Origin of the sequence: Novosphingobium mangrovisedimenti (assembly GCF_025153475.1) — a bacterium.
In the GTDB taxonomy this organism is placed as follows: Bacteria; Pseudomonadota; Alphaproteobacteria; order Sphingomonadales; family Sphingomonadaceae; genus Novosphingobium; species Novosphingobium mangrovi_A.
Window position 1 is genome coordinate 101021 of sequence record NZ_JANZXA010000001.1, and the last position, 17503, is coordinate 118523.

The 17503-nt window shown below is 65.6% G+C and carries 24 protein-coding genes; 11 read left to right on the plus strand and 13 right to left on the minus strand.

Annotation, left to right across the window (positions count from 1 at the left end):
* The first annotated feature begins 33 nt into the window (after positions 1-33).
* The 3 genes from dapD to NZK81_RS00540 all read left to right on the plus strand — a co-directional run bounded on the left by dapD (position 34) and on the right by NZK81_RS00540 (position 1642).
* A complete protein-coding gene (gene dapD / locus NZK81_RS00530) occupies positions 34-867 on the plus strand; it encodes a 2,3,4,5-tetrahydropyridine-2,6-dicarboxylate N-succinyltransferase (protein ID WP_260043079.1) in 834 nt (277 codons plus the stop codon).
* A 23-nt stretch (positions 868-890) separates the two neighbouring features.
* Positions 891-1328 (plus strand): DUF1810 domain-containing protein, encoded by a 438-nt coding sequence (locus NZK81_RS00535; protein WP_260043081.1) that lies wholly within the window; start codon positions 891-893, stop codon positions 1326-1328.
* A gap of 110 nt (positions 1329-1438) precedes the next feature.
* Complete coding sequence (locus tag NZK81_RS00540; protein ID WP_260043082.1) at positions 1439-1642, plus strand: hypothetical protein; 204 nt, start codon at positions 1439-1441, stop codon at positions 1640-1642.
* Between the two features lie 305 nt (positions 1643-1947).
* On the opposite strand, the gene NZK81_RS00545 is transcribed toward NZK81_RS00540, so the two are convergent.
* A complete protein-coding gene (locus tag NZK81_RS00545; protein ID WP_260043083.1) occupies positions 1948-2460 on the minus strand; it encodes an SRPBCC domain-containing protein in 513 nt (170 codons plus the stop codon).
* Entirely contained in the window at positions 2457-3320 is an 864-nt protein-coding gene (locus NZK81_RS00550) for a TIGR03620 family F420-dependent LLM class oxidoreductase (RefSeq protein ID WP_260043085.1), read from the minus strand. The genes NZK81_RS00545 and NZK81_RS00550 overlap by 4 nt, the downstream gene beginning before the upstream one ends.
* Before the next feature lie 173 nt (positions 3321-3493).
* Here NZK81_RS00550 and NZK81_RS00555 point away from each other — a divergent pair, with 173 nt between their 5' ends.
* Positions 3494-5080 carry a GMC family oxidoreductase gene (locus NZK81_RS00555; protein ID WP_260043087.1) on the plus strand — a complete coding sequence of 529 codons (1587 nt, stop codon included), beginning with the start codon at positions 3494-3496 and terminating at the stop codon, positions 5078-5080.
* Here the strand turns inward: NZK81_RS00555 and NZK81_RS00560 are convergent.
* Positions 5077-5883: a sugar phosphate isomerase/epimerase family protein gene (locus NZK81_RS00560; protein ID WP_260043088.1), complete on the minus strand. Its 807-nt coding sequence runs from the start codon at positions 5881-5883 to the stop codon at positions 5077-5079. The genes NZK81_RS00555 and NZK81_RS00560 overlap by 4 nt on opposite strands.
* Before the next feature lie 84 nt (positions 5884-5967).
* Between NZK81_RS00560 and NZK81_RS00565 the strand changes: the two genes are divergently transcribed.
* Both NZK81_RS00565 and NZK81_RS00570 read left to right on the plus strand, forming a co-directional pair.
* Positions 5968-6408, plus strand: coding sequence for a cupin domain-containing protein (locus NZK81_RS00565; protein ID WP_260043089.1), 441 nt, complete (start codon positions 5968-5970; stop codon positions 6406-6408).
* Positions 6409-6523: 115 nt separating this feature from the next.
* Complete coding sequence (locus NZK81_RS00570; RefSeq protein ID WP_260043090.1) at positions 6524-7579, plus strand: potassium channel family protein; 1056 nt, start codon at positions 6524-6526, stop codon at positions 7577-7579.
* Positions 7580-7591: 12 nt separating this feature from the next.
* On the opposite strand, the gene NZK81_RS00575 is transcribed toward NZK81_RS00570, so the two are convergent.
* Both NZK81_RS00575 and NZK81_RS00580 read right to left on the minus strand, forming a co-directional pair.
* Positions 7592-7921, minus strand: coding sequence for a Rieske (2Fe-2S) protein (locus NZK81_RS00575; protein WP_260043091.1), 330 nt, complete (start codon positions 7919-7921; stop codon positions 7592-7594).
* A 176-nt stretch (positions 7922-8097) separates the two neighbouring features.
* Entirely contained in the window at positions 8098-8433 is a 336-nt protein-coding gene (locus NZK81_RS00580) for a hypothetical protein (protein ID WP_260043092.1), read from the minus strand.
* 323 nt (positions 8434-8756) lie between these two features.
* On the opposite strand from NZK81_RS00580, the gene NZK81_RS00585 reads away from it, so the two are divergent.
* Complete coding sequence (locus tag NZK81_RS00585; RefSeq protein ID WP_260043093.1) at positions 8757-9077, plus strand: alkylphosphonate utilization protein; 321 nt, start codon at positions 8757-8759, stop codon at positions 9075-9077.
* Between the two features lie 33 nt (positions 9078-9110).
* Here NZK81_RS00585 and NZK81_RS00590 read toward each other — a convergent pair whose 3' ends face one another.
* Positions 9111-9563 (minus strand): COG3650 family protein, encoded by a 453-nt coding sequence (locus tag NZK81_RS00590; RefSeq protein ID WP_260043094.1) that lies wholly within the window; start codon positions 9561-9563, stop codon positions 9111-9113.
* Positions 9564-9855: 292 nt separating this feature from the next.
* Here NZK81_RS00590 and NZK81_RS00595 point away from each other — a divergent pair, with 292 nt between their 5' ends.
* On the plus strand, positions 9856-10128 hold the full coding sequence (locus NZK81_RS00595) for a hypothetical protein (protein ID WP_260043095.1): 273 nt from the start codon (positions 9856-9858) through the stop codon (positions 10126-10128).
* A gap of 115 nt (positions 10129-10243) precedes the next feature.
* On the opposite strand, the gene NZK81_RS00600 is transcribed toward NZK81_RS00595, so the two are convergent.
* Both NZK81_RS00600 and NZK81_RS00605 read right to left on the minus strand, forming a co-directional pair.
* Positions 10244-10645, minus strand: a complete 402-nt coding sequence (locus tag NZK81_RS00600) for a hypothetical protein (protein WP_260043097.1) — start codon at positions 10643-10645, stop codon at positions 10244-10246.
* Positions 10646-10763: 118 nt separating this feature from the next.
* Positions 10764-11156: a YybH family protein gene (locus NZK81_RS00605; RefSeq protein WP_260043098.1), complete on the minus strand. Its 393-nt coding sequence runs from the start codon at positions 11154-11156 to the stop codon at positions 10764-10766.
* Positions 11157-11406: 250 nt separating this feature from the next.
* Here NZK81_RS00605 and NZK81_RS00610 point away from each other — a divergent pair, with 250 nt between their 5' ends.
* Positions 11407-11625, plus strand: a complete 219-nt coding sequence (locus NZK81_RS00610) for a DUF2061 domain-containing protein (RefSeq protein ID WP_260043099.1) — start codon at positions 11407-11409, stop codon at positions 11623-11625.
* Positions 11626-11703: 78 nt separating this feature from the next.
* Here the strand turns inward: NZK81_RS00610 and NZK81_RS00615 are convergent, their stop codons facing one another.
* From NZK81_RS00615 to thiC, 3 genes are all read right to left on the minus strand, one after another.
* Positions 11704-11910 carry a cold-shock protein gene (locus NZK81_RS00615; protein ID WP_260043100.1) on the minus strand — a complete coding sequence of 69 codons (207 nt, stop codon included), beginning with the start codon at positions 11908-11910 and terminating at the stop codon, positions 11704-11706.
* Positions 11911-12195: 285 nt separating this feature from the next.
* Positions 12196-12804, minus strand: a complete 609-nt coding sequence (locus NZK81_RS00620; protein ID WP_260043101.1) for a DUF3365 domain-containing protein — start codon at positions 12802-12804, stop codon at positions 12196-12198.
* Positions 12805-12806: 2 nt separating this feature from the next.
* The gene (gene thiC, locus NZK81_RS00625; protein WP_260043102.1) at positions 12807-14669 is read right to left on the minus strand and encodes a phosphomethylpyrimidine synthase ThiC; all 1863 of its coding nucleotides are present in this window, start codon (positions 14667-14669) and stop codon (positions 12807-12809) included.
* A gap of 232 nt (positions 14670-14901) precedes the next feature.
* On the opposite strand from thiC, the gene NZK81_RS00630 reads away from it, so the two are divergent.
* Positions 14902-15522 (plus strand): SOS response-associated peptidase, encoded by a 621-nt coding sequence (locus NZK81_RS00630; protein WP_260043103.1) that lies wholly within the window; start codon positions 14902-14904, stop codon positions 15520-15522.
* Here the strand turns inward: NZK81_RS00630 and NZK81_RS00635 are convergent.
* Positions 15506-15928 (minus strand): hypothetical protein, encoded by a 423-nt coding sequence (locus tag NZK81_RS00635; RefSeq protein WP_260043104.1) that lies wholly within the window; start codon positions 15926-15928, stop codon positions 15506-15508. The two genes, NZK81_RS00630 and NZK81_RS00635, sit on opposite strands and share 17 nt — an antisense overlap.
* Before the next feature lie 127 nt (positions 15929-16055).
* Here NZK81_RS00635 and NZK81_RS00640 point away from each other — a divergent pair, with 127 nt between their 5' ends.
* Positions 16056-16646, plus strand: a complete 591-nt coding sequence (locus NZK81_RS00640; protein WP_260043105.1) for a uracil-DNA glycosylase family protein — start codon at positions 16056-16058, stop codon at positions 16644-16646.
* On the opposite strand, the gene NZK81_RS00645 is transcribed toward NZK81_RS00640, so the two are convergent.
* On the minus strand, positions 16634-17485 hold the full coding sequence (locus NZK81_RS00645; protein ID WP_260043107.1) for a MipA/OmpV family protein: 852 nt from the start codon (positions 17483-17485) through the stop codon (positions 16634-16636). The genes NZK81_RS00640 and NZK81_RS00645 overlap by 13 nt on opposite strands.
* Between the last annotated feature and the right edge of the window lie 18 nt (positions 17486-17503).

Here is a 17503-nt window from a genome sequence, read left to right on the forward strand (position 1 = left end):
CACGAAACTGACTCTATTCGGAGACTTCCAGCAATGTCCGGACTCGAAGCCGCCATCGAAGCCGCGTTTGATGCGCGCGACACCGTCACCCCCGCCAGCGACGATGTGCGCAAGATCGTCAACGAAGCGCTCGACCTGCTCGATTCGGGCAAGGCGCGCGTTGCCGAGAAGGTGGATGGCGAATGGGTCGTCAACCAGTGGCTCAAGAAGGCGGTGCTGCTCAGCTTCCGCCTCGCCGACAATGCGGTGATGGAATACGGTGCGGCCGGCGCCCCCGCCTTCGACAAGGTGCCGCTCAAGTTCGACGGCTGGGACGATGCCCGGTTCAAGGCAGCCGGCTTCCGCGTGGTTCCCGGCGCGGTCGTGCGCCGCAGCGCCCATATCGCCAAGGGCGTGGTGCTGATGCCGAGCTTCGTCAATCTCGGCGCCTATGTCGGCGAAGGTACCATGGTCGATACCTGGGCGACCGTCGGCTCCTGCGCGCAGATCGGCAAGAACGTGCACCTGTCCGGCGGCGCTGGCATCGGCGGCGTGCTGGAACCGCTGCAGGCGGGCCCGGTCATCATCGAGGACAACTGCTTCATCGGCGCCCGTTCCGAGGTCGCCGAAGGCGTCGTCGTGGGTGAAGGCGCGGTGCTGTCGATGGGCGTGTACCTCGGTGCCTCGACCAAGATCATCGACCGTGCCACCGGCAAGGTCCACATCGGCCGCGTGCCGCCCTACTCGGTCGTGGTTCCCGGCGCGCTGCCCGGCAAGCCGCTGCCCGACGGCACCCCCGGACCTTCGCTGTACTGCGCGGTAATTGTCAAAACCGTCGACGCCCAGACCCGCTCCAAGACCGGCATCAACGACCTCCTGCGCGACTGAGGCGGGCAGCGAAAGCTCCCGCCATGCCCGGCCTCGACCGCTTCGTCGATGCGCAGCGCGACACATATGCCGCTGCGCTTGACGAAATCGGGGCCGGGACCAAGCGCAGTCACTGGATGTGGTTCGTCTTCCCGCAGATCGCGGGCCTCGGCCGCAGTCCGACCGCCCAGTACTATGCGATCGCCGACCTTGGCGAAGCGCGGGCCTACCTCGCCCATCCGGTGCTGGGCAGGCGCCTTGCCGAATGCACCGACCGGATGCTGGACTGGGGCGGAAAACGAAGCGCCGCGTCCATTCTCGGTGGAATAGACGCGCTCAAGTTCCGCAGTTCGATGACCCTGTTCGAAGCGGCCGCGCGCGACCCTGCACAGGGCGCCCGCTTCGCGCGGGCTCTCGACGCATTCTGCCAGAGCCACCGCGACGAGCGCACGCTGCAGCGCCTCGATTCGGCGGACGGCTGACCGCGCGGCACCGGCACCCCGGAACTTTTCGACAGCGGCACGCGTTCTTCTCATGACCCGGTGGAAAGACGTGGTCCCCAGGCCACCGCCGGGCCAACGGGAGAGCCACAATGCAACGTATTGGTGAAGAGATTCATCTCGACAGCGACGAGGCACGCGGGGGCAGCACACCGAACATCGTCCGGTATGTCCTGATAGCGAGCCTGCTTCTCGCGATTCTCGCAATGTCGGCCATCTGGATAACGCGTGCGATTTCCGACAAGCCATCGCAAGGCGGTCCTGTCACGGCGGTAGAACACGCGCTGGGCGGCTGATTTCGCTTCGGAAGCGACGGAAAAGGGAGGAAAGAGCCGCCGACGAAGGCGGTAGCCGAACACGCTCGTAGAAGCGCGAACCCGCCCTAGAAGACTGATCGCCCCCCGACGATCAAGTCTGTCCCCGAGCGTCGGCGGCTCTTGTCAAATCTGACGACAATGTCGCCATCCCCTGTGCCACCTAGAGCTAGGTACAATGGATTGCTAAATTCTTAACGCCCCGGAAAACTGCGTAATACCGCAGTACGCGCCACGTCCCGCGCGAAGTGTAACCATTTCCGACGCCAAGGCGGTGTCCTCGCCGGTCAATCCGGGCGACTGTTCCATTTGAGTTCCGCCATCTTGCGCAGGGCCCGGTTCATGCCCTCCAGCCCCATTCCGACCTTGTGCCCCATGGCCCGAAAGATCACGGCGCCGACGGGACCACCCATGATCTCGGCATTGGTGACCGCACAGCGCGTGGGCGAAAGTTCCTCGACCTCGACGAAACGGAATGCCTTCACGAGACCACCGAAGCTCGTCATCACATATTCGAGCAGTTCGTTCGGCCGCATCGTCACCACGCGCGCCCCCCCCTTCTGCGGCTTGAGCCCCTCAAGCTTCACCGTGAAGCGAATCTCCTCGCCAGGTTCGGCCCGCCCGCTGGTCTCGACATAGAGCGGGCTCCATCCGCCCCACCCCTCGAAGTCCGCGATGAAATCCCACACCAGCTCGGGCGGCGCGTCGATCTCTATCCGGTGGCCGACGCAGCGCCCCTTGGTCCGTCCGGGGGCATCGCTCGCACCGGACAATTCGTAGCTGGCCTGAGCGCTGCTCACAGCAGCGCCGCTGCAAGACGGCTCCATAGCGGCAGCAGGACATCGAACCCGGCCCCACGTGGCCCGCCGATCACCTGCATGCAGACATGATCCGCACCGGCATCGAGGTGCGCCTGCACCCGTGCCGCCGCCTTCTCGACACCACCGACGGCGAAGAGTGCGTCGATCAGCCCGTCATCGCAGGCATCGATCTGGTCTTCGGTGAAGCCGAGCCGCAGCCAGTTGTTCCTGTAGTTGGGGAGCATGCGATAATGTTCGAGCGCCCCAAGGGCCAGCTCGCGCGCGCGGGCCGGATCTTCCTCCAGGATCACCCCCTGTTCCGGCGCGAGCAGCTTGCCCGGGCCGAGGATCTCGCGCGCACCGGCCGTGTGTTCGGGCGTGACGAGATAGGGATGCGCACCGGCCGTGCGCTCGCCCGAAAGCGCAATCATCTTCGGCCCGAGTCCGGCAAGGCACAGATTGTCTCGCGGCATCCCGGCAGCGTCGAGGCCATCGAGGAAGCGGCGCATCACCGAAAGCGGCTTGCCCCATTGTTCGCCGATGATCGGGCCGTGGCTCACGCCGATGCCAAGCAGCGTGCGGGCCTTTTCCGCCGCGCCCAGCCCTGCGAACCAGGCCGCCAGTTCGGCGGGTTCATGCTTCCAGACATTGAGGATGCCGGTGGCGATGGTCGTCCGCTTCGTCATGCCCAGCAGGCGCTCCACGTCGGCTGGCGCGCCGCTGTCGATCCCGCCGGGGATCCAGAGCGCGCCATAGCCCAGTTCGTCAAGCTCGGCGGCGGCCTCGTTAGCCTGTCCCTTGTCGCCGAAGCGCAGTTCCAGCGACCACAGGCCGACCTTGCCGATTGCAGGTACCGTCACCGCTCTCTCCTCTCCTCTTCCCATGCCCTGTCCCGGCAATCTTGGAATGCCGCCCGTGGTGCTTCAAGGGCTTTGCGCATTGCGCCTTGCGGCATCGCCCGAGCGCGCCATCGCGGCAGCGGCCACGTCTGCCACGACTTGATTGCCGGTGCGCGGCGGCCTAGCCGAATGACATGGACGATTTCGACTTCATCGTTGTGGGCGGCGGCAGCGCCGGGTGCGTTCTCGCCAACCGGCTCAGCGCCGATCCGCGCAACCGCGTGCTGCTGCTGGAAGCGGGCGGCAAGGACGACTACATCTGGATCAAGGTACCGGTGGGCTACCTCTATTGCATCGGCAACCCGCGTACGGACTGGTGCATGTCGACCGAATCGGAAGACGGCCTCAACGGCCGCGCGCTGAAGTATCCGCGCGGGCGCGTGCTAGGCGGCTGCTCCTCGATCAACGGCATGATCTACATGCGCGGGCAGGCAGCGGACTACGACGGCTGGCGCCAAGCCGGAAATCCCGGTTGGGGCTGGGACGACGTGCTGCCCTATTTCAAGCGCGCGGAGGACCACTACGACGGCCCCGGCGAATTCCACGGCAGCGGCGGCGAAATTCGCGTGGAGCGCCAGCGCCTGCGCTGGGACATCCTGGAAGCCTTTCGCCTGGCCTGCGGACAGGCCGGCATGCCGCTGATCGACGACTTCAACACAGGCGACAACGAAGGCGCCAGCTTCTTTCAGGTCACCCAGCGCCGGGGCTGGCGCTGGAGCGCCTCGGACGCCTTCCTCAAGCCGGTGCGCAGCCGCACCAACCTGAAAGTCGTCACCGGAGCGCTGGTCGACAAGGTCGTCATCGAGCACGGCCGCGCGGTCGGCATCGCCTATACGCTCGGCAATGTACAGCGGGTCGCCCGTGCACGCGGCGAAGTGCTGCTGGCAGCCGGCGCGATCGGCTCACCTGCCATCCTCGAACGCAGCGGCATCGGCGACCCAGCGCACCTTTCCACGCTGGGCATCGAAACCGTGCTCGATGCGCCGCACGTCGGCGCCAACCTGCAGGACCACCTGCAACTACGCTGCGCCTGGCGCGTTTCGGGCGTCTCCACGCTCAACCAGCGCGCGGCGAACCTGTTCGGCAAGGCGCTGATCGGGATGGAATATATCCTGAAGCGCACGGGGCCGATGGCAATGGCCCCCAGCCAACTCGGCGTCTTCTCCAAAAGCGACGCGCGGTATGCCACCGCCAACCTGGAATACCATGTCCAGCCGCTCAGCCTCGAAGCCTTCGGCGGCGCGCTCGACCCGTTCCCCGCCTTTACCGCAAGCGTGTGCAACCTGCGCCCGGAGAGCCGGGGCACGAGCCGCGTGACCAGCCGGGACGCGGCCGTCGCACCGAGCATCCGGCCCAACTATCTCGCGACCGAGGAAGACCGCCGCGTTGCCGCCGCCGCGATCCGTCAGGCGCGCGGCATCGTCGCACAACCTGCGCTCGCCCGCTTCGACCCTCAGGAAGTGCGCCCCGGCCTCGAAGCACAAAGCGAAGAGGAGCTTCAGCGCGTCGCCGGCAACATCGGCACCACCATCTTCCACCCGGTGGGTACTGCCGCGATGGGCTCTGTCGTCGATCACCAGCTTCGGGTAACGGGCATCGAGGCCCTGCGCGTCATCGACGCTTCGGTGATGCCGACGATCACGTCGGGCAATACCAATGCTCCGACGATGATGATCGCCGAAAAGGGGGCGGAAATGGTTCTCCAGGCCGCGCGGCGCTAGGCCATCAGTTCGCGCGTCTTCATCACGATCTCGGCCACGCATTCCACCGCCGGACGGCCGCTTTCGGCCTGCGCCATCAACGGGACTTCGAGCCCCAGCGTCTGGCCGCGCGGCAGGGCATCGATGAACTCGCGCAAGGGTAGCTCGCCCTCGCCCGGGATCATCCGGCCCGACATCGCCTCCTGCATGTAGTCGCCGGCACTCTTGCGGGGCGCGTCGCTGAGCTGGACGTGGCCGATAAGCGCGGGATCGAGTTCGGCAATCTGCGCCACGGTCCCGCCGGAGCGGAAGAAGTGCATCGAATCGATAAGCACGGTGGCGCGCCCTTCACCGATATGGCGGACGGCGGCCAGCGCCTCGGGCAGGCTGCGGATCGTGAAGACCGGGCAGAACTCTATCGAGAAATCCATGCCGCGTTCGCCGGCCATCTCGCACAGCTTCGCCAGCTGCTCGAAGGCGCGATCGCGCTCGACACCCATGTCGACCGAATTGACCCTGAGCGCGCCGAGTTCGGCGAACAGATCCATGTCGGCCGCGTGCCGGGAAGCGTCCAGATCCGCAGAGACGCCCATTCCCTCGGCTATCGAGATCGACACACCCCGTTCGCGCATCACCGCCTTGAGTTCGCGCCGCAAGGCCGGATCTTCCCGCAGCGACCATGCCGGGTAACCGTACGGATTGAAGGGTAACTGCGTCAGCCCCATCGACACCGCGGTGCAACCGAGGTCCGCCGCCAGCGTGACATGCTCCACCGGCCCCATTCCCAGGACTGTGAGCAGCTCGATACCGAGCGGATGTGGCATGACCCGATTCCTCTCCTGTTCGCAATCGTTATACAGGACACCGTCGCGCCGGACACCGGCAATTGCCGATAGGAACGTGAGACCATGCAGACAGACCGTGACGAAGCCGCCGCCATCGTCGCCCGCCTCGACCTCTCGCCGCATCCCGAGGGCGGCTGGTATCGCGAGACCTGGAAAGCCGAGGCAAGATCAGGCACGCGGCCGGATGCAACCGCGATCCACTTCCTGCTCGAGGCACATCAGCGATCGCACTGGCACCGGGTCGATGCCTGCGAGATCTGGCTGTGGCACGCCGGCAGCCCGATCACCTTGTCGATCGCGCCCGATCAAACAGGACCGGTCTCGCGGCAGGTGCTGGGCGGCGATGTGCTGGCCGGGCAAGCGCCGCAACTGATCGTGCCCACCGGCCACTGGCAGGCTGCCGAGCCGCTCGGTGGCTGGGCTCTGGTAAGCTGCGTGGTTTCTCCCGGATTCGATTTCGCCGGCTTCGAACTGGCCCCGCCCGGCTGGGCGCCCGCGAAGTGATCCAGACGCTGGACAAGTGCCGCGCCCGCGCGCAGGTTCCGCGCCGGGGATAATGGGGTAATTGCTGCCGATGGCCGGTGAGTACGAGAGGATTGACAACGCGGCAGGCCGGGTATTGGGCTCACCGCTCCAGAACCTGGCGCGCGCGGCGGCCTTCGTGATGGCGGTCTTCGTCCTGTCCACCGCCGGGTTCGTCGCCGAAGGCTGGAGCCTGGGCGATGCGGCCTACATGGTCACGCTCACGATCTTCTCGGTCGGCTATGGCGAGGTCCACCCCATCGACACGACATGGCTGCGCACGCTCGACATGGCGACGATCGTCCTGGGCTGCACCGGCATGATCTTCTTCACTGGTGCCCTCGTCCAGGTTTTCGCCCACTACCAGATTCGCAACATTCTCGGGATCGACCGCATGCAAAGCCAGATCGACCGCCTGACCAACCACGCCATCATCTGCGGCTACGGCCGGATCGGCAAGCAACTCGCCCACGAACTGCAGCGAGCCCGATCACCCTACATCATCCTCGACCGCAACCCGGCCAAGCTTGCCGAGGCGGAGGGTTGCGGGCACCTCACCCACCAGGGCGACGCCACCGACGAAGCCACCCTGCGCGCCGTGGGCATCGAACGCGCTCGGGTGCTGGCAACCGTGCTTCCCGACGACGCGCTAAACGTCTTCATCACGCTCTCGGCCCGCAATCTCAATGCGCACCTGGAGATCATCGCCCGCGGCGAATACCCGAGCACAGAGGGCAAGCTGATCCACGCGGGCGCGGACAAGGTGGTGCTGCCCACCCATATCGGCGCCGAACGCATCGCCGAACTGATCCTTTACCCGACGACGTCCCGCTTCCTCGGCGAGGCCCCGCAAGTGCGCGACCTCAAACGCGAACTGCACGAGTTCGGGCTGGAAATCGAGGCGGTGACAGTGCCCGAACACTCGGCGCTGGCCGGCGCCACTGTCGGCGAAGCCGAGCGGCGCGGCGACGGGGCCTTCTTCCTCGTCCAGATCGACCGGCCCAACGGGCAGAGTTACGTCCATCCCTCGGAAGACGTCAAGATCGACGCCGGCGACACCGTCGTCCTCGTCCTGCGCAGCACGCGCGTGACGGCAGGCTCGATCTTCAACGAGACACGGCAGGCGATAAAGCTGGGCCGCAGCTACCGCTAGGCCGAAACCGCCTCAGATCTCCACGTAGATATCGCCGTCCATCTGCTTGACCGGGTAAGTCGCAAGGTCGGACTTGGCCTTCATCTCGATGAACAGCAGCTTGGGATCACGTTCGATCTGCCCGGTCTTGAGATCGAACTTGGCCTTGTGCAGCGGGCAGACCACGGATTCACCTTCCAGCTTGCCCTTGCACAAGTTGAATCCCAGGTGGGGGCACTTGCGCTGGGCCGCGTAGTAGGTGCCCCCTACCTTGGTCAGCAACAGCTTCTGGCCTGCCGCCTCGACCGGAACGAGCGTACCTTCGGCAACCTGCGCCTCGCTCGCAACCTTCACGTAGTCCATGAATGTCCCCTGCTGTTACGAGCCGGATTATGCGCATGCCGGGATCGCCGTGTCCAGAGCCGCTCCAACGCGCGCCCAACGCAAGAGCAACAAGGCGCGGCGGTTATCCCGCCACGCCTTGCACTTCTCCCTTCCCTCGGCCCTCTGCGCGTCCCGAATGGCTCCCCAGGAATACGTCAGGCCAGCTTGCGCTGCAGCCTGACAAGAGCTCTGTCGATTTCGTCCTTTGCGGAGGCGTCGATCTCGCCCTTGACCACCCGGTAGACGATCCGCCCGTTTTCCAGCGAATAGGCCACAGTCGCCATGCCGTCGTTGAAACTGGCAAGGTAGAGTGCAGGCTTGCGCTGAATCAGGGCGAGATCGTCCGCTCGGGGAACCAAGGTGGCGCGCATGTAGTAAGCACCGGTCATCGCACCGGGGTCGACCTTGTAGTCGTTTGCCCAACCCGTGCCAGACATTGCCATCGCAAACAGAACAAGGCCTGCCTGCAATGCTGTCAGGAATTTCTTCATGACACCATCCTCTACCCTGGCAGTACCTTTTGAACGGCCCGCCTTTTTTGTGTGCACAGTTGTAACACTTGAGCCTCCTGACAGGAAGCAAACAATACTCAAGAAGCTTAGGATTCCGCCATTTTTGCGCTGCAATGCGATTGGCGTACCGTCTGGTATTTCTATTTCTCCAGCATTCGCGGGGGGCGTTGGGTTCTGACGCGAAGCCCCCTTTCGCCAATGCTGCATGTGCGGCGGCGCCAGATGCGCCGAAAAAGCCCTGAGGGACTAGCCAGACGGCCATGCGCCTGCCATGGCGAAGCCCTTCAGCAAAGGACATTTCTATGGCGGATACCCAGGACAACGGGGACGAGGATTACGTCTACGACGAGGAAAGCGGCGAGTGGATGCCGGCATCCGAACTCGCGGCCAAGCAGGCGGCGGCCGGCCAGGTCGTCGTGTACGATGCGGTCGGCAACGTGCTGGCCGACGGCGACCAGGTCACCCTGATCAAGGACCTTCAGGTCAAGGGCGCCGGCCAGACGCTCAAGCAGGGCACCCTGATCAAGTCGATCCGCCTGACCGGCGATCCGCAGGAGATCGACTGCAAGTATCCCGGCATCAAGGGCCTCGTCCTGCGCGCCGAGTTCGTGAAGAAGCGCTGAGCGGTCGGGAGCCCGGATCCGCCCGCAGCGCGATCAGCCCACCGGGCTCCGTCCACCTTCAGTGCGAGGCTGCCGCTCGGTCCAGGCACAGCCCTGGCGCAGGTCCTCGCCGAGCCGGAGCGTGGCCACGAACGGATACGTCCGATCCGACATCCCGTCCGAACAATCGCCCGGCGTCACTGCCAGCGTAAGCGACTGGCCGGCCAGCTCTCCGGAAAACGACAAGCCGCCGCGGCCGGCAAAACGCGAAACGGGCACGATCGTGCCCTGGGGATTGTCGGGCGTCGTGTAGGTTAGCCGCCCATCCGCCACCTCGCCGCCCCAGAACGGCTCGGTGCCCGTGAAACGAACTGCCTCGCTTTCCGCAATGGCGCCGAACGGCGTGTGGTCGTCGCTGTCTCCGGGCATGCCGCTGCCGCCCGTGCCATGACAGGCACCCGCCAGCATGGCGAGAGACAAAGCCAGGAAAACGCGTCGGCCGATCATGCCCCCCGCGTTACCCCCGGACCGGCGCGCCAGCAAGGCCACGCGCGCTTTGACCCGTGGCTAACGGACGGTTCCGCGCCTCTTTTTTCGTGCGTACCGCCGAAGCGCTATCGTCCGGCAAAGCCGCGAACAGCCTGAAACACGGCGGAAATTTCGGGTAGTTGCAATTCTTGCAACAAGTGGTCGAAGTTTTGAAATTGCACTGCACCGCAACATTCGCCCATGCTGCAACGCAACAAAACAACAAGAGATGCCCGAGGCAATCTCCTGCATCCCAACTAAGGATATTGCCATGTTCAAGACTGTATTCGTCGCCGCTGCCGCCACTCTCGCCGTCGTGCCCGCGGTGGCCCAGGCCAGCGAAGCCCGCGAGTTCTCGCACGAAGGCGTGGACTACACCTACACGACCCGCCAGAAGGGCAACGTCACGCTGATCACCGGCCACACCTCGACCGGCGAACCGTTCCGCCTCTACGTCAAGGGCGAGCGCGTGACCGGCACCTACAACAACCGTTCGGTCAGCTTCACCACCGCCGACGTGACGAGCCCGCTGACCAGCAACTGATGCGTAGCGAGTACGCGGGCGGGTAAGATCCTCTCTCTCCCATCACCCGGACGCGTACCGCGGCTTGCGAGGGGCGTCATCCTTCTGGGATGACGCCCTTTTTGCATGCGCGGCGTCAGTGGACGCGCTGCAGGCGGCTCTGGCTCTGGACGAGGCGCACCTGCAGCACGCTGTCGTCTTCCTCGACGCCATGTATTTCGCGGATTTCGGCCATGCGCAGCGAGATCGCTTCCTCGTCGGCCCCGTTGGGCACCACGTAGCGCGCGATCACCATGTCATCGAGCGTGTCGATCACACAGAAGTGGCTGGTGCGCGCCGCGCCGGCGAGCGCGTCGAGATCGAATCCCTCGGCCAGATCCCACCGTCCGCCGTCGCGCGAACGGATCGGGCGCTGGCAATAGCGACACGTGCAATGCACAACCCCGCCCTCCTCGCGCCGACGCCGGCCCGCGGGCACGTGGCGCCGCAGATACCAGCACTGGGCAAGGGTTGCCGAAGGGTTGATCTTGCTGAGCATGGCTCCACCTGTCCTCGTGAGTTCTCTGGTCTGACGCCCCGCGCGCGGATCGCCGCCTTGATCCTCAAAACGGATTTTAACCCTGAAACTTAAGCCCTGCCGGGCAGACCGCGCGCCCTCAGCCCAACGTCGCGTAGATCTCCGCGACGATCACCCATTCGCCCAGCACTTCGCGCCACTTGGCCGAATAGTCGCCCGAAGCGAGCGCCTTGCCCGATCGCGCCTCCACGCCCTGCCAGTGCCCGGTTTCCAGCGCAACTGGCTCGACTCGCGATACCGCCACGCTGGTGGGCGTGCGCGTGTAGACCGCCCGCGCCGGACTGGCGAACTCGCGCCGCCAGACCTTGATCTGCGCATTGCGCCCCGAAACGATCGCGCTGTCGCTGCCTGTCATCATCACCACGTCGCGCCCGAGCAAAGGCTGGATCGCGGCCACGTCGCCCTCGGCGATGGCGCGGTTGAACGCGGCGCGGCGCGTGCGGATGGCGATTTCGACGGCGGACTTGTTCATGCTTTCCTCGGGCGGCCCCTCTGCCCGTTGCATACCGGTTTATCCGGGCAGTGCAATTTACGCCGTTCGGCAATCCTGCGGACAAGTGCCGTCAGGGCAACCCCACCTGCGAGTCTGCAGGAAACGGCCGGGCTAGCAGGGGAAGTACGCTTCACCACGTTGATCGCCCCAGACGATCACAGAGTGCACCTTAGCCGGCTTATTATTGCGATCGACTCGCATTAATAATGCATACGGAAAGGACGAACCGATGTCTCACGATCTTGCCAAGACCACCAGCTTCCTGGCCTTGCACTTGCTGGTCGGCTTCACGGTTGCCTTTGCCGTGACCGGTTCGGCGATGATGGCCGGAGGCATCGCGCTGATCGAACCGCTGGTGAATGCCGTAGTGTTCTTCTTCCACGAGCGCGCGTGGAACGGAGACCTGCGCCTCACGGATGCGCTGCTGCACAACCATGCCGCCGCCTGAATAGCCGCAGAAGAACGAGAGGCCCGGGCCGCCGCCATAACGGAGCGGAGCGGCCCGGAGCCGAATGCAGCGCCGGCCTTAAGCGGCAGCGATGTTGACCGCGGATTCCTTACCATTGCGGCCGCGCTCGACCTCATAGGAAACGCGCTGGTCACGCTCGAGCGTCATCATGCCCGCCGCCTGGACGGCAGAGATGTGCACGAAGCTGTCGGGGCCGCCGTCTTCGGGCTGGATGAAGCCGTAACCCTTGTCGGTATTGAAGAATTTGACTGTGCCGATAGGCATGGGAAATGTCCTTCCAATAGAAATCGCCCTCACCGCGACATGCGGAAAGGGGCACGCGTCGAGGCCGTCAATCCAAAGGAAGTCGTCGTCCGCCTTGCGCCCTTTCCCCCCGATGTCCGGAAGGGTTCGAGCGCTCGTCAACCGGCAAAGTCCGTCGCAAAATTCGACATTCAGCGCGACGCTTGTAACACACGGGGCCGGGATCGCCTAACGGTGAAGCGGCGGGAAGGAGGCTGATGTCGCTTACTCGGCCGGTGCAGCGCTCCCCCAGCCCTCCAGCAAACCCTACTCCGCAAATGCCGCCGCAGGCCAGCGGATCAGCATTGCGCCACGCATATCGCCCGGTTTGAAGCCGGTGGCCTTGTCGTTCGGGTAGAGTTCCTGGATTCGCGCGGCGAGATCGGGGGAGACGTCGATGCCGTGGCAGACGGTGCAGGGTTTTTCCTGCATCGGGATCGCGCGCAGCACGTTGATGGTCGCGTCGTCTCCGGTGCCGGTGCGCCAGATGCGGCTGGCGGGTTTACCGTCGACGAGCGGGGCGCTGGCGAGCTCTGTGTAGTGGGGGCGCAGTTCGTCGCTCAGCCCTCCGGCGGGGCTGCGGTTGCGCTCCGCCACGCGGCTGACCAGAGCGCCGCTGCGTTCCGATTCCTGTGCCGCGATCAGCGGCGCGGCATCGTGGCAGACGGTGACGGCCAGCATCGGCCCACCTGCCGCTAGCGCGGTCTTGAGTTGCCCCTGCAGCGTGCTCTGGAAGCGGCCGGCCACGGCGTCGGAGCGAGCGAGGACCGCCGCTTCATCAAGCGGCGGCTCTTCCTGCGCGCAGGCGGCGCACAGCGTGGTGAGCGCCGCTGCCGCCAGCCACGCCCTGCCCGTGCCGCGCCCCGCGCCGTGCATTGTCAGTCCTCCGCCGGCAGGTAGAGTTCGTTGCCCTTTTCCTTGTAGACCTTGGACATCTCTTCCATGCCTTTCTCCGCCTCTTCCGCGGCGACAAAGGTTTCCACGGGCTGGTTCTGCTTGGCCGCGAAGTCGCGCACTTCCTGGCTGATCTTCATCGAGCAGAACTTGGGACCGCACATCGAGCAGAAGTGCGCGGTCTTGGCGCCTTCGGCCGGAAGCGTCTGGTCGTGGTACTGCTCGGCCGTATCCGGATCGAGCGACAGGTTGAACTGGTCGCGCCAGCGGAACTCGAAGCGGGCCTTGCTGAGGGCATCGTCGCGCACCTGCGCGGCGGGATGGCCCTTGGCTAGGTCGGCAGCGTGAGCGGCGAGCTTGTACGTCACCACGCCGACCTTCACGTCGTCACGGTCGGGCAGGCCCAGGTGTTCCTTGGGCGTGACGTAGCAGAGCATCGCCGTGCCGTACCAGCCGATCTGGGCGGCGCCGATGCCGCTGGTGATGTGGTCGTAGCCCGGCGCGATGTCGGTGGTGAGCGGCCCGAGGGTGTAGAACGGGGCCTCGCCGCAGCTTTCCAGCTGCTTTTCCATGTTCTCCTTGATCTTGTGCATCGGCACGTGGCCGGGGCCCTCGATCATCACCTGCACGTCCTGTTCCCAGGCCTTCTTGGTCAGTTCGCCCAGCGTGTAGAGCTCGGCGAACTGCGCCTCGTCGTTGGCGTCGTAGATCGAGCCGGGGCGCAGGCCATCGCCCAGCGAGTAGGCGATGTCATAGGCCTTCATGATCTCGGTGATCTCGTCGAAGTGTTCGTAGAGGAACGACTCCTTGTGGTGGGCAAGGCACCACTTGGCCATGATCGAGCCGCCGCGCGAGACGATGCCGGTCATGCGCTTGGCCGCCAGCGGGATGTAAGGCAAGCGCACGCCCGCGTGGATGGTGAAGTAGTCGACGCCCTGCTCGGCCTGTTCGATCAGCGTGTCGCGGAAGATGTCCCACGTCAGATCCTCGGCAATGCCGCCGACCTTTTCCAGCGCCTGATAGATCGGCACGGTGCCGATCGGCACGGGCGAGTTGCGGATGATCCATTCGCGCGTGTCATGGATGTTGCGGCCGGTGGACAGGTCCATCACGGTGTCCGCGCCCCAGCGGATCGACCAGACCATCTTGTCGACTTCGCTGGCGACGTCCGAGGCGACCGCCGAGTTGCCGATGTTGGCGTTGATCTTCACCAGGAAGTTGCGGCCGATCGCCATCGGCTCTGATTCGGGGTGGTTGACGTTGCTGGGGATGATCGCCCGGCCCCGGGCGACTTCATCGCGCACGAATTCGGGCGTGACGTAGTCGGGGATCGCGGCGCCGAAGCTTTCGCCCGAGCGGTTGTATTCGGCAAGGCGCGCGCGGCCCAGGTTCTCGCGCTCGGCGACGTATTCCATCTCCGGCGTGATGATGCCCTGCTTCGCGTAGTGCATCTGCGAGATGTTCTTGCCCGCCTTGGCGCGCAGGGGCCTCCGCAGCGCGGTGGGGAACGGGGGCACGCCGCCCGAACGGTCCGGGCCGAGCTGGCCGTTGTCTTCCGGCTTCACTTCGCGCGGTTCGTATTCCTCCACGTCGCCGCGCGAAAGCTGCCATTCGCGGCGCAGCGCGGGCAGGCCGGCGGAAATGTCGATCGCCGCGTCGGGATCGGTGTAGGGGCCCGAGGTGTCGTAGACGCGCACCGGCGGCTCGCCGCTGGTGGGCTCCAGATGAATTTCGCGCATGGCGACCTTGATCGACGGGTTCGACTGGGCCGGGACGTAGATCTTCTTCGATCCGCGAATGGGGCCGGTGGTGACGCCGATCTCAAGCTTGCTGTTGATGTCAGCCATATGCGCTTCTCTCCATGGGCGGATGAAAAGCGGATATACCGGTGGCGGCAGATCCACTCCCTCCGCCCGTGCTAACGGGTTCAGGTTCGACGGGTCGTGTGGAGCATACCCACACCTCTCAGGCTATTTTAGCCCCACATTCGAAACATCGATGTGGGGTGCTGCCTCCCCGGGGTTGAGCGCGACAATAGACGTGTGGAGGGCGGGCGTCTAGAGGCCGGGGTCGATGCCGATGCTCTATCGCCTGGATGCTGCCGCTGCTGCGGTGGGCCGCTCCTTCGGCGCGCGCGTGGGGGACGATCCCTGGGCCGGCGGGCATGTCTCGCCCGGGCAATTCGCCCCGGTGATCACCGCGGGCCGCGAGTTCATCGCCGGACCGCGCCCGGCCGGGCGCCCGCTGGAAACGCGCATGATCCCGCGCCTGTGGGGCGTGCCGCCACCGCCCTCGGTCCACGACGCGCCGCGTCACGGCATCCTGACGGTGCGCAACCTCGAAAGCCCGTTCTGGATCGGCAACCTCAAGAACAGCGAGTTCCGCTGTCTGGTCCCCGCCACCGCCTTCATGGAGTGGGGCCGCCCCTCACCCACCGACGGCAAACGGCGACAATGCTGGTTTTCCTGCGCCGACCAGCCGGTCTTCGCGATGGCGGCGGTGTGGAAGGACAGCGAGATCCCCGGCTTCGCCCTCCTCGCCTGCGAGGCCAATGCCGCGCTGAAAGCCGAAGGGCGCGAGACGATGCCGGTGATCCTGCCGCCCGATCCGGCCGCGCGCGACTTGTGGCTGCACGGCGGGTGGGACCGGGCGAAAGCGCTGGTCCAGCCCTATTCCTCGTCGCTTATGTCAAAGCGGTGAGCATGCCCGAGAAGTGCAGCATGCTCACCACGATCAGGGCAAGGCCGATCACGATCGAGCAGCAGCACCACAGCTTTGAAAGCGGACCGAAGCGGCGCACCCAGAACGCCATGTAGACGTCCGAAAAGGCCAGCACCATCAGCGCCTCTATGCACATCAGGCCGCCCACCACGCTGAGCGCGCTCGACAGCCAGTCGGGCGAGGCCCAGGGATTGGCGATGTAGATCACCGCGCCCAGGAACAGTTCAAGCAGCCCGGTAGCCAGTTGCAGCGCGGGCGAGGCGACGATTTCCTCGATCAGCGTCTGCCAGTGCCCCGGCTTCCTGAACTCGCCGATCCCGGCAAAAAACGCGAAAAGCCCCAGAAACAGCGCCGTCCAGGCTGGTGCCAGCGTCACGTCAGGCATGTATTCCCTCCATTCCCCCAAGTTCCGGGATGCAGGATGGACTGGGGAAGGTGCAACGTAAAGGCGCATTTGCAGTGCATATTGCCGATGCCTTGCACCCGCGCCTGTGCAGGGCCATCTCCCGGTGATGGCTGCTGCCCTGAATACGCTGCTCGAGGACATCCGCGCCTGCCGCCTGTGCGAAGCGACACTGCCGCACGATCCGCGCCCGGTCGTGCAGGCCGGCGAAGGCGCGCGCGTGCTCGTCATCGGCCAGGCACCGGGCAGTAAGGTCCACGCCAGCGGCAAGGCCTGGGACGACGACAGCGGCGACCGCCTGCGCGAATGGACCGGACTTTCGAGCGAGGAATTCTACGATCCCGCCAGCGTCGCCCACATGCCCAGCGGCTTCTGCTATCCGGGAAAGGGCAACGGCGGCGACCTGCCGCCCCGGCCCGAATGCGCGCCGCGCTGGCACGCCCCCTTGCGCACGGTGCTGCCGAACGTGCGGCTCACGCTGCTGGTGGGACAATACGCCCAGAAACGCTACCTGCCGCGCGGCTTTGCCGCCAACCTGACCGAAGCGGTCCGCCGCTGGCGCGAAGCGCCCGAAGGAACGATCCCCCTGCCCCATCCGGCCTGGCGCAGCCGGCTATGGATGGCGAAGCATCCCTGGTTCGAGGCGGAACTGCTGCCGGACCTGCGCGAACGCGTGCGCGCGGCGCTTCAGAAGGTATAGGCCACGCCCAGGCCGCCGGTCCACTGATCGGCATCGCCGCGAAGCGCGGTATAGGGCGTATCCTTCCCGTCGTTGAGCATGCGCGCATAGCTGCCCATGGCGAAGAGTGCGAAGCCGCCGTCGCGCAAGTCGCCCGAGAGGTCCCAACCGACCAGCAGCCCGGCGTTGACGCTGTCCCAGCCCGCCTTCGCCCGGTATTCGGGCAGCCCGCTCGCGGCGCTCTGGGCCGGGGTCACCGAATAGTAATAGCGCGCATAGTTGCCGTCCGCGTGGTGCGCCCCGGCATAGATCCCGACGAGCACCGCCTTGCTGACAGGACTGACGTAGTTGATCGAGGGCGCCCAGGTCATGCCGCTGTAGGCCCCGGCGACATCCCACTTCACATCGACCGAAAGCGACAGCGAATCGTAGTCGTGCAACAGCTTGTAGGCCACGACGCCCGCGTTCACGCCCAGTTCCACCGCCACGTCGAGCTTTCCGGCGGCCCTGACCACCGGGTCCTTGATATTGGCGTTGCGGTTGAAGGTGATCGACCCCACCGGACCGAGCGAGACGCCGAACCGCGCCCCCTTGTCTTCGGGAATCAGGTCCAGCGCGAGGCCCGATGGACGGGGGCTGATATAGATGCCGCCGATCCGGCCCATGACGCCGGGATAGGGGGAGAGGACATTCTCGTCCGAACCGTCGTAGCTCGGGCCGTAGAAACCGCCCACGCCCACCGTGATATGGTCACCTTCGAGCAGGTTTTCCGCCGGCGCCTCCTGTGCGAAGGCAGGCGCCGCGCAGACCAGCGCCAACGCCGCCACGAAGCCGGACAACGAAAAGCGGAATTTGCGCATCGAAGCTCCTCTCGCCCT

Excerpts from the sequence above, each read along its gene's own strand:
- dapD (WP_260043079.1), top strand. The coding sequence starts at position 34 with ATGTCCGGACTCGAAGCCGCCATCGAAGCCGCGTTTGATGCGCGCGAC.
- NZK81_RS00535 (WP_260043081.1), top strand. The coding sequence starts at position 891 with ATGCCCGGCCTCGACCGCTTCGTCGATGCGCAGCGCGACACATATGCC.
- NZK81_RS00540 (WP_260043082.1), top strand. The coding sequence starts at position 1,439 with ATGCAACGTATTGGTGAAGAGATTCATCTCGACAGCGACGAGGCACGC.
- NZK81_RS00555 (WP_260043087.1), top strand. The coding sequence starts at position 3,494 with ATGGACGATTTCGACTTCATCGTTGTGGGCGGCGGCAGCGCCGGGTGC.
- NZK81_RS00560 (WP_260043088.1), bottom strand. The coding sequence starts at position 5,883 with ATGCCACATCCGCTCGGTATCGAGCTGCTCACAGTCCTGGGAATGGGG.
- NZK81_RS00565 (WP_260043089.1), top strand. The coding sequence starts at position 5,968 with ATGCAGACAGACCGTGACGAAGCCGCCGCCATCGTCGCCCGCCTCGAC.
- NZK81_RS00575 (WP_260043091.1), bottom strand. The coding sequence starts at position 7,921 with ATGGACTACGTGAAGGTTGCGAGCGAGGCGCAGGTTGCCGAAGGTACG.
- NZK81_RS00580 (WP_260043092.1), bottom strand. The coding sequence starts at position 8,433 with ATGAAGAAATTCCTGACAGCATTGCAGGCAGGCCTTGTTCTGTTTGCG.
- NZK81_RS00585 (WP_260043093.1), top strand. The coding sequence starts at position 8,757 with ATGGCGGATACCCAGGACAACGGGGACGAGGATTACGTCTACGACGAG.
- NZK81_RS00590 (WP_260043094.1), bottom strand. The coding sequence starts at position 9,563 with ATGATCGGCCGACGCGTTTTCCTGGCTTTGTCTCTCGCCATGCTGGCG.
- NZK81_RS00595 (WP_260043095.1), top strand. The coding sequence starts at position 9,856 with ATGTTCAAGACTGTATTCGTCGCCGCTGCCGCCACTCTCGCCGTCGTG.
- NZK81_RS00600 (WP_260043097.1), bottom strand. The coding sequence starts at position 10,645 with ATGCTCAGCAAGATCAACCCTTCGGCAACCCTTGCCCAGTGCTGGTAT.
- NZK81_RS00605 (WP_260043098.1), bottom strand. The coding sequence starts at position 11,156 with ATGAACAAGTCCGCCGTCGAAATCGCCATCCGCACGCGCCGCGCCGCG.
- NZK81_RS00610 (WP_260043099.1), top strand. The coding sequence starts at position 11,407 with ATGTCTCACGATCTTGCCAAGACCACCAGCTTCCTGGCCTTGCACTTG.
- NZK81_RS00615 (WP_260043100.1), bottom strand. The coding sequence starts at position 11,910 with ATGCCTATCGGCACAGTCAAATTCTTCAATACCGACAAGGGTTACGGC.
- NZK81_RS00620 (WP_260043101.1), bottom strand. The coding sequence starts at position 12,804 with ATGCACGGCGCGGGGCGCGGCACGGGCAGGGCGTGGCTGGCGGCAGCG.
- thiC (WP_260043102.1), bottom strand. The coding sequence starts at position 14,669 with ATGGCTGACATCAACAGCAAGCTTGAGATCGGCGTCACCACCGGCCCC.
- NZK81_RS00630 (WP_260043103.1), top strand. The coding sequence starts at position 14,902 with ATGCTCTATCGCCTGGATGCTGCCGCTGCTGCGGTGGGCCGCTCCTTC.
- NZK81_RS00635 (WP_260043104.1), bottom strand. The coding sequence starts at position 15,928 with ATGCCTGACGTGACGCTGGCACCAGCCTGGACGGCGCTGTTTCTGGGG.
- NZK81_RS00640 (WP_260043105.1), top strand. The coding sequence starts at position 16,056 with ATGGCTGCTGCCCTGAATACGCTGCTCGAGGACATCCGCGCCTGCCGC.
- NZK81_RS00645 (WP_260043107.1), bottom strand. The coding sequence starts at position 17,485 with ATGCGCAAATTCCGCTTTTCGTTGTCCGGCTTCGTGGCGGCGTTGGCG.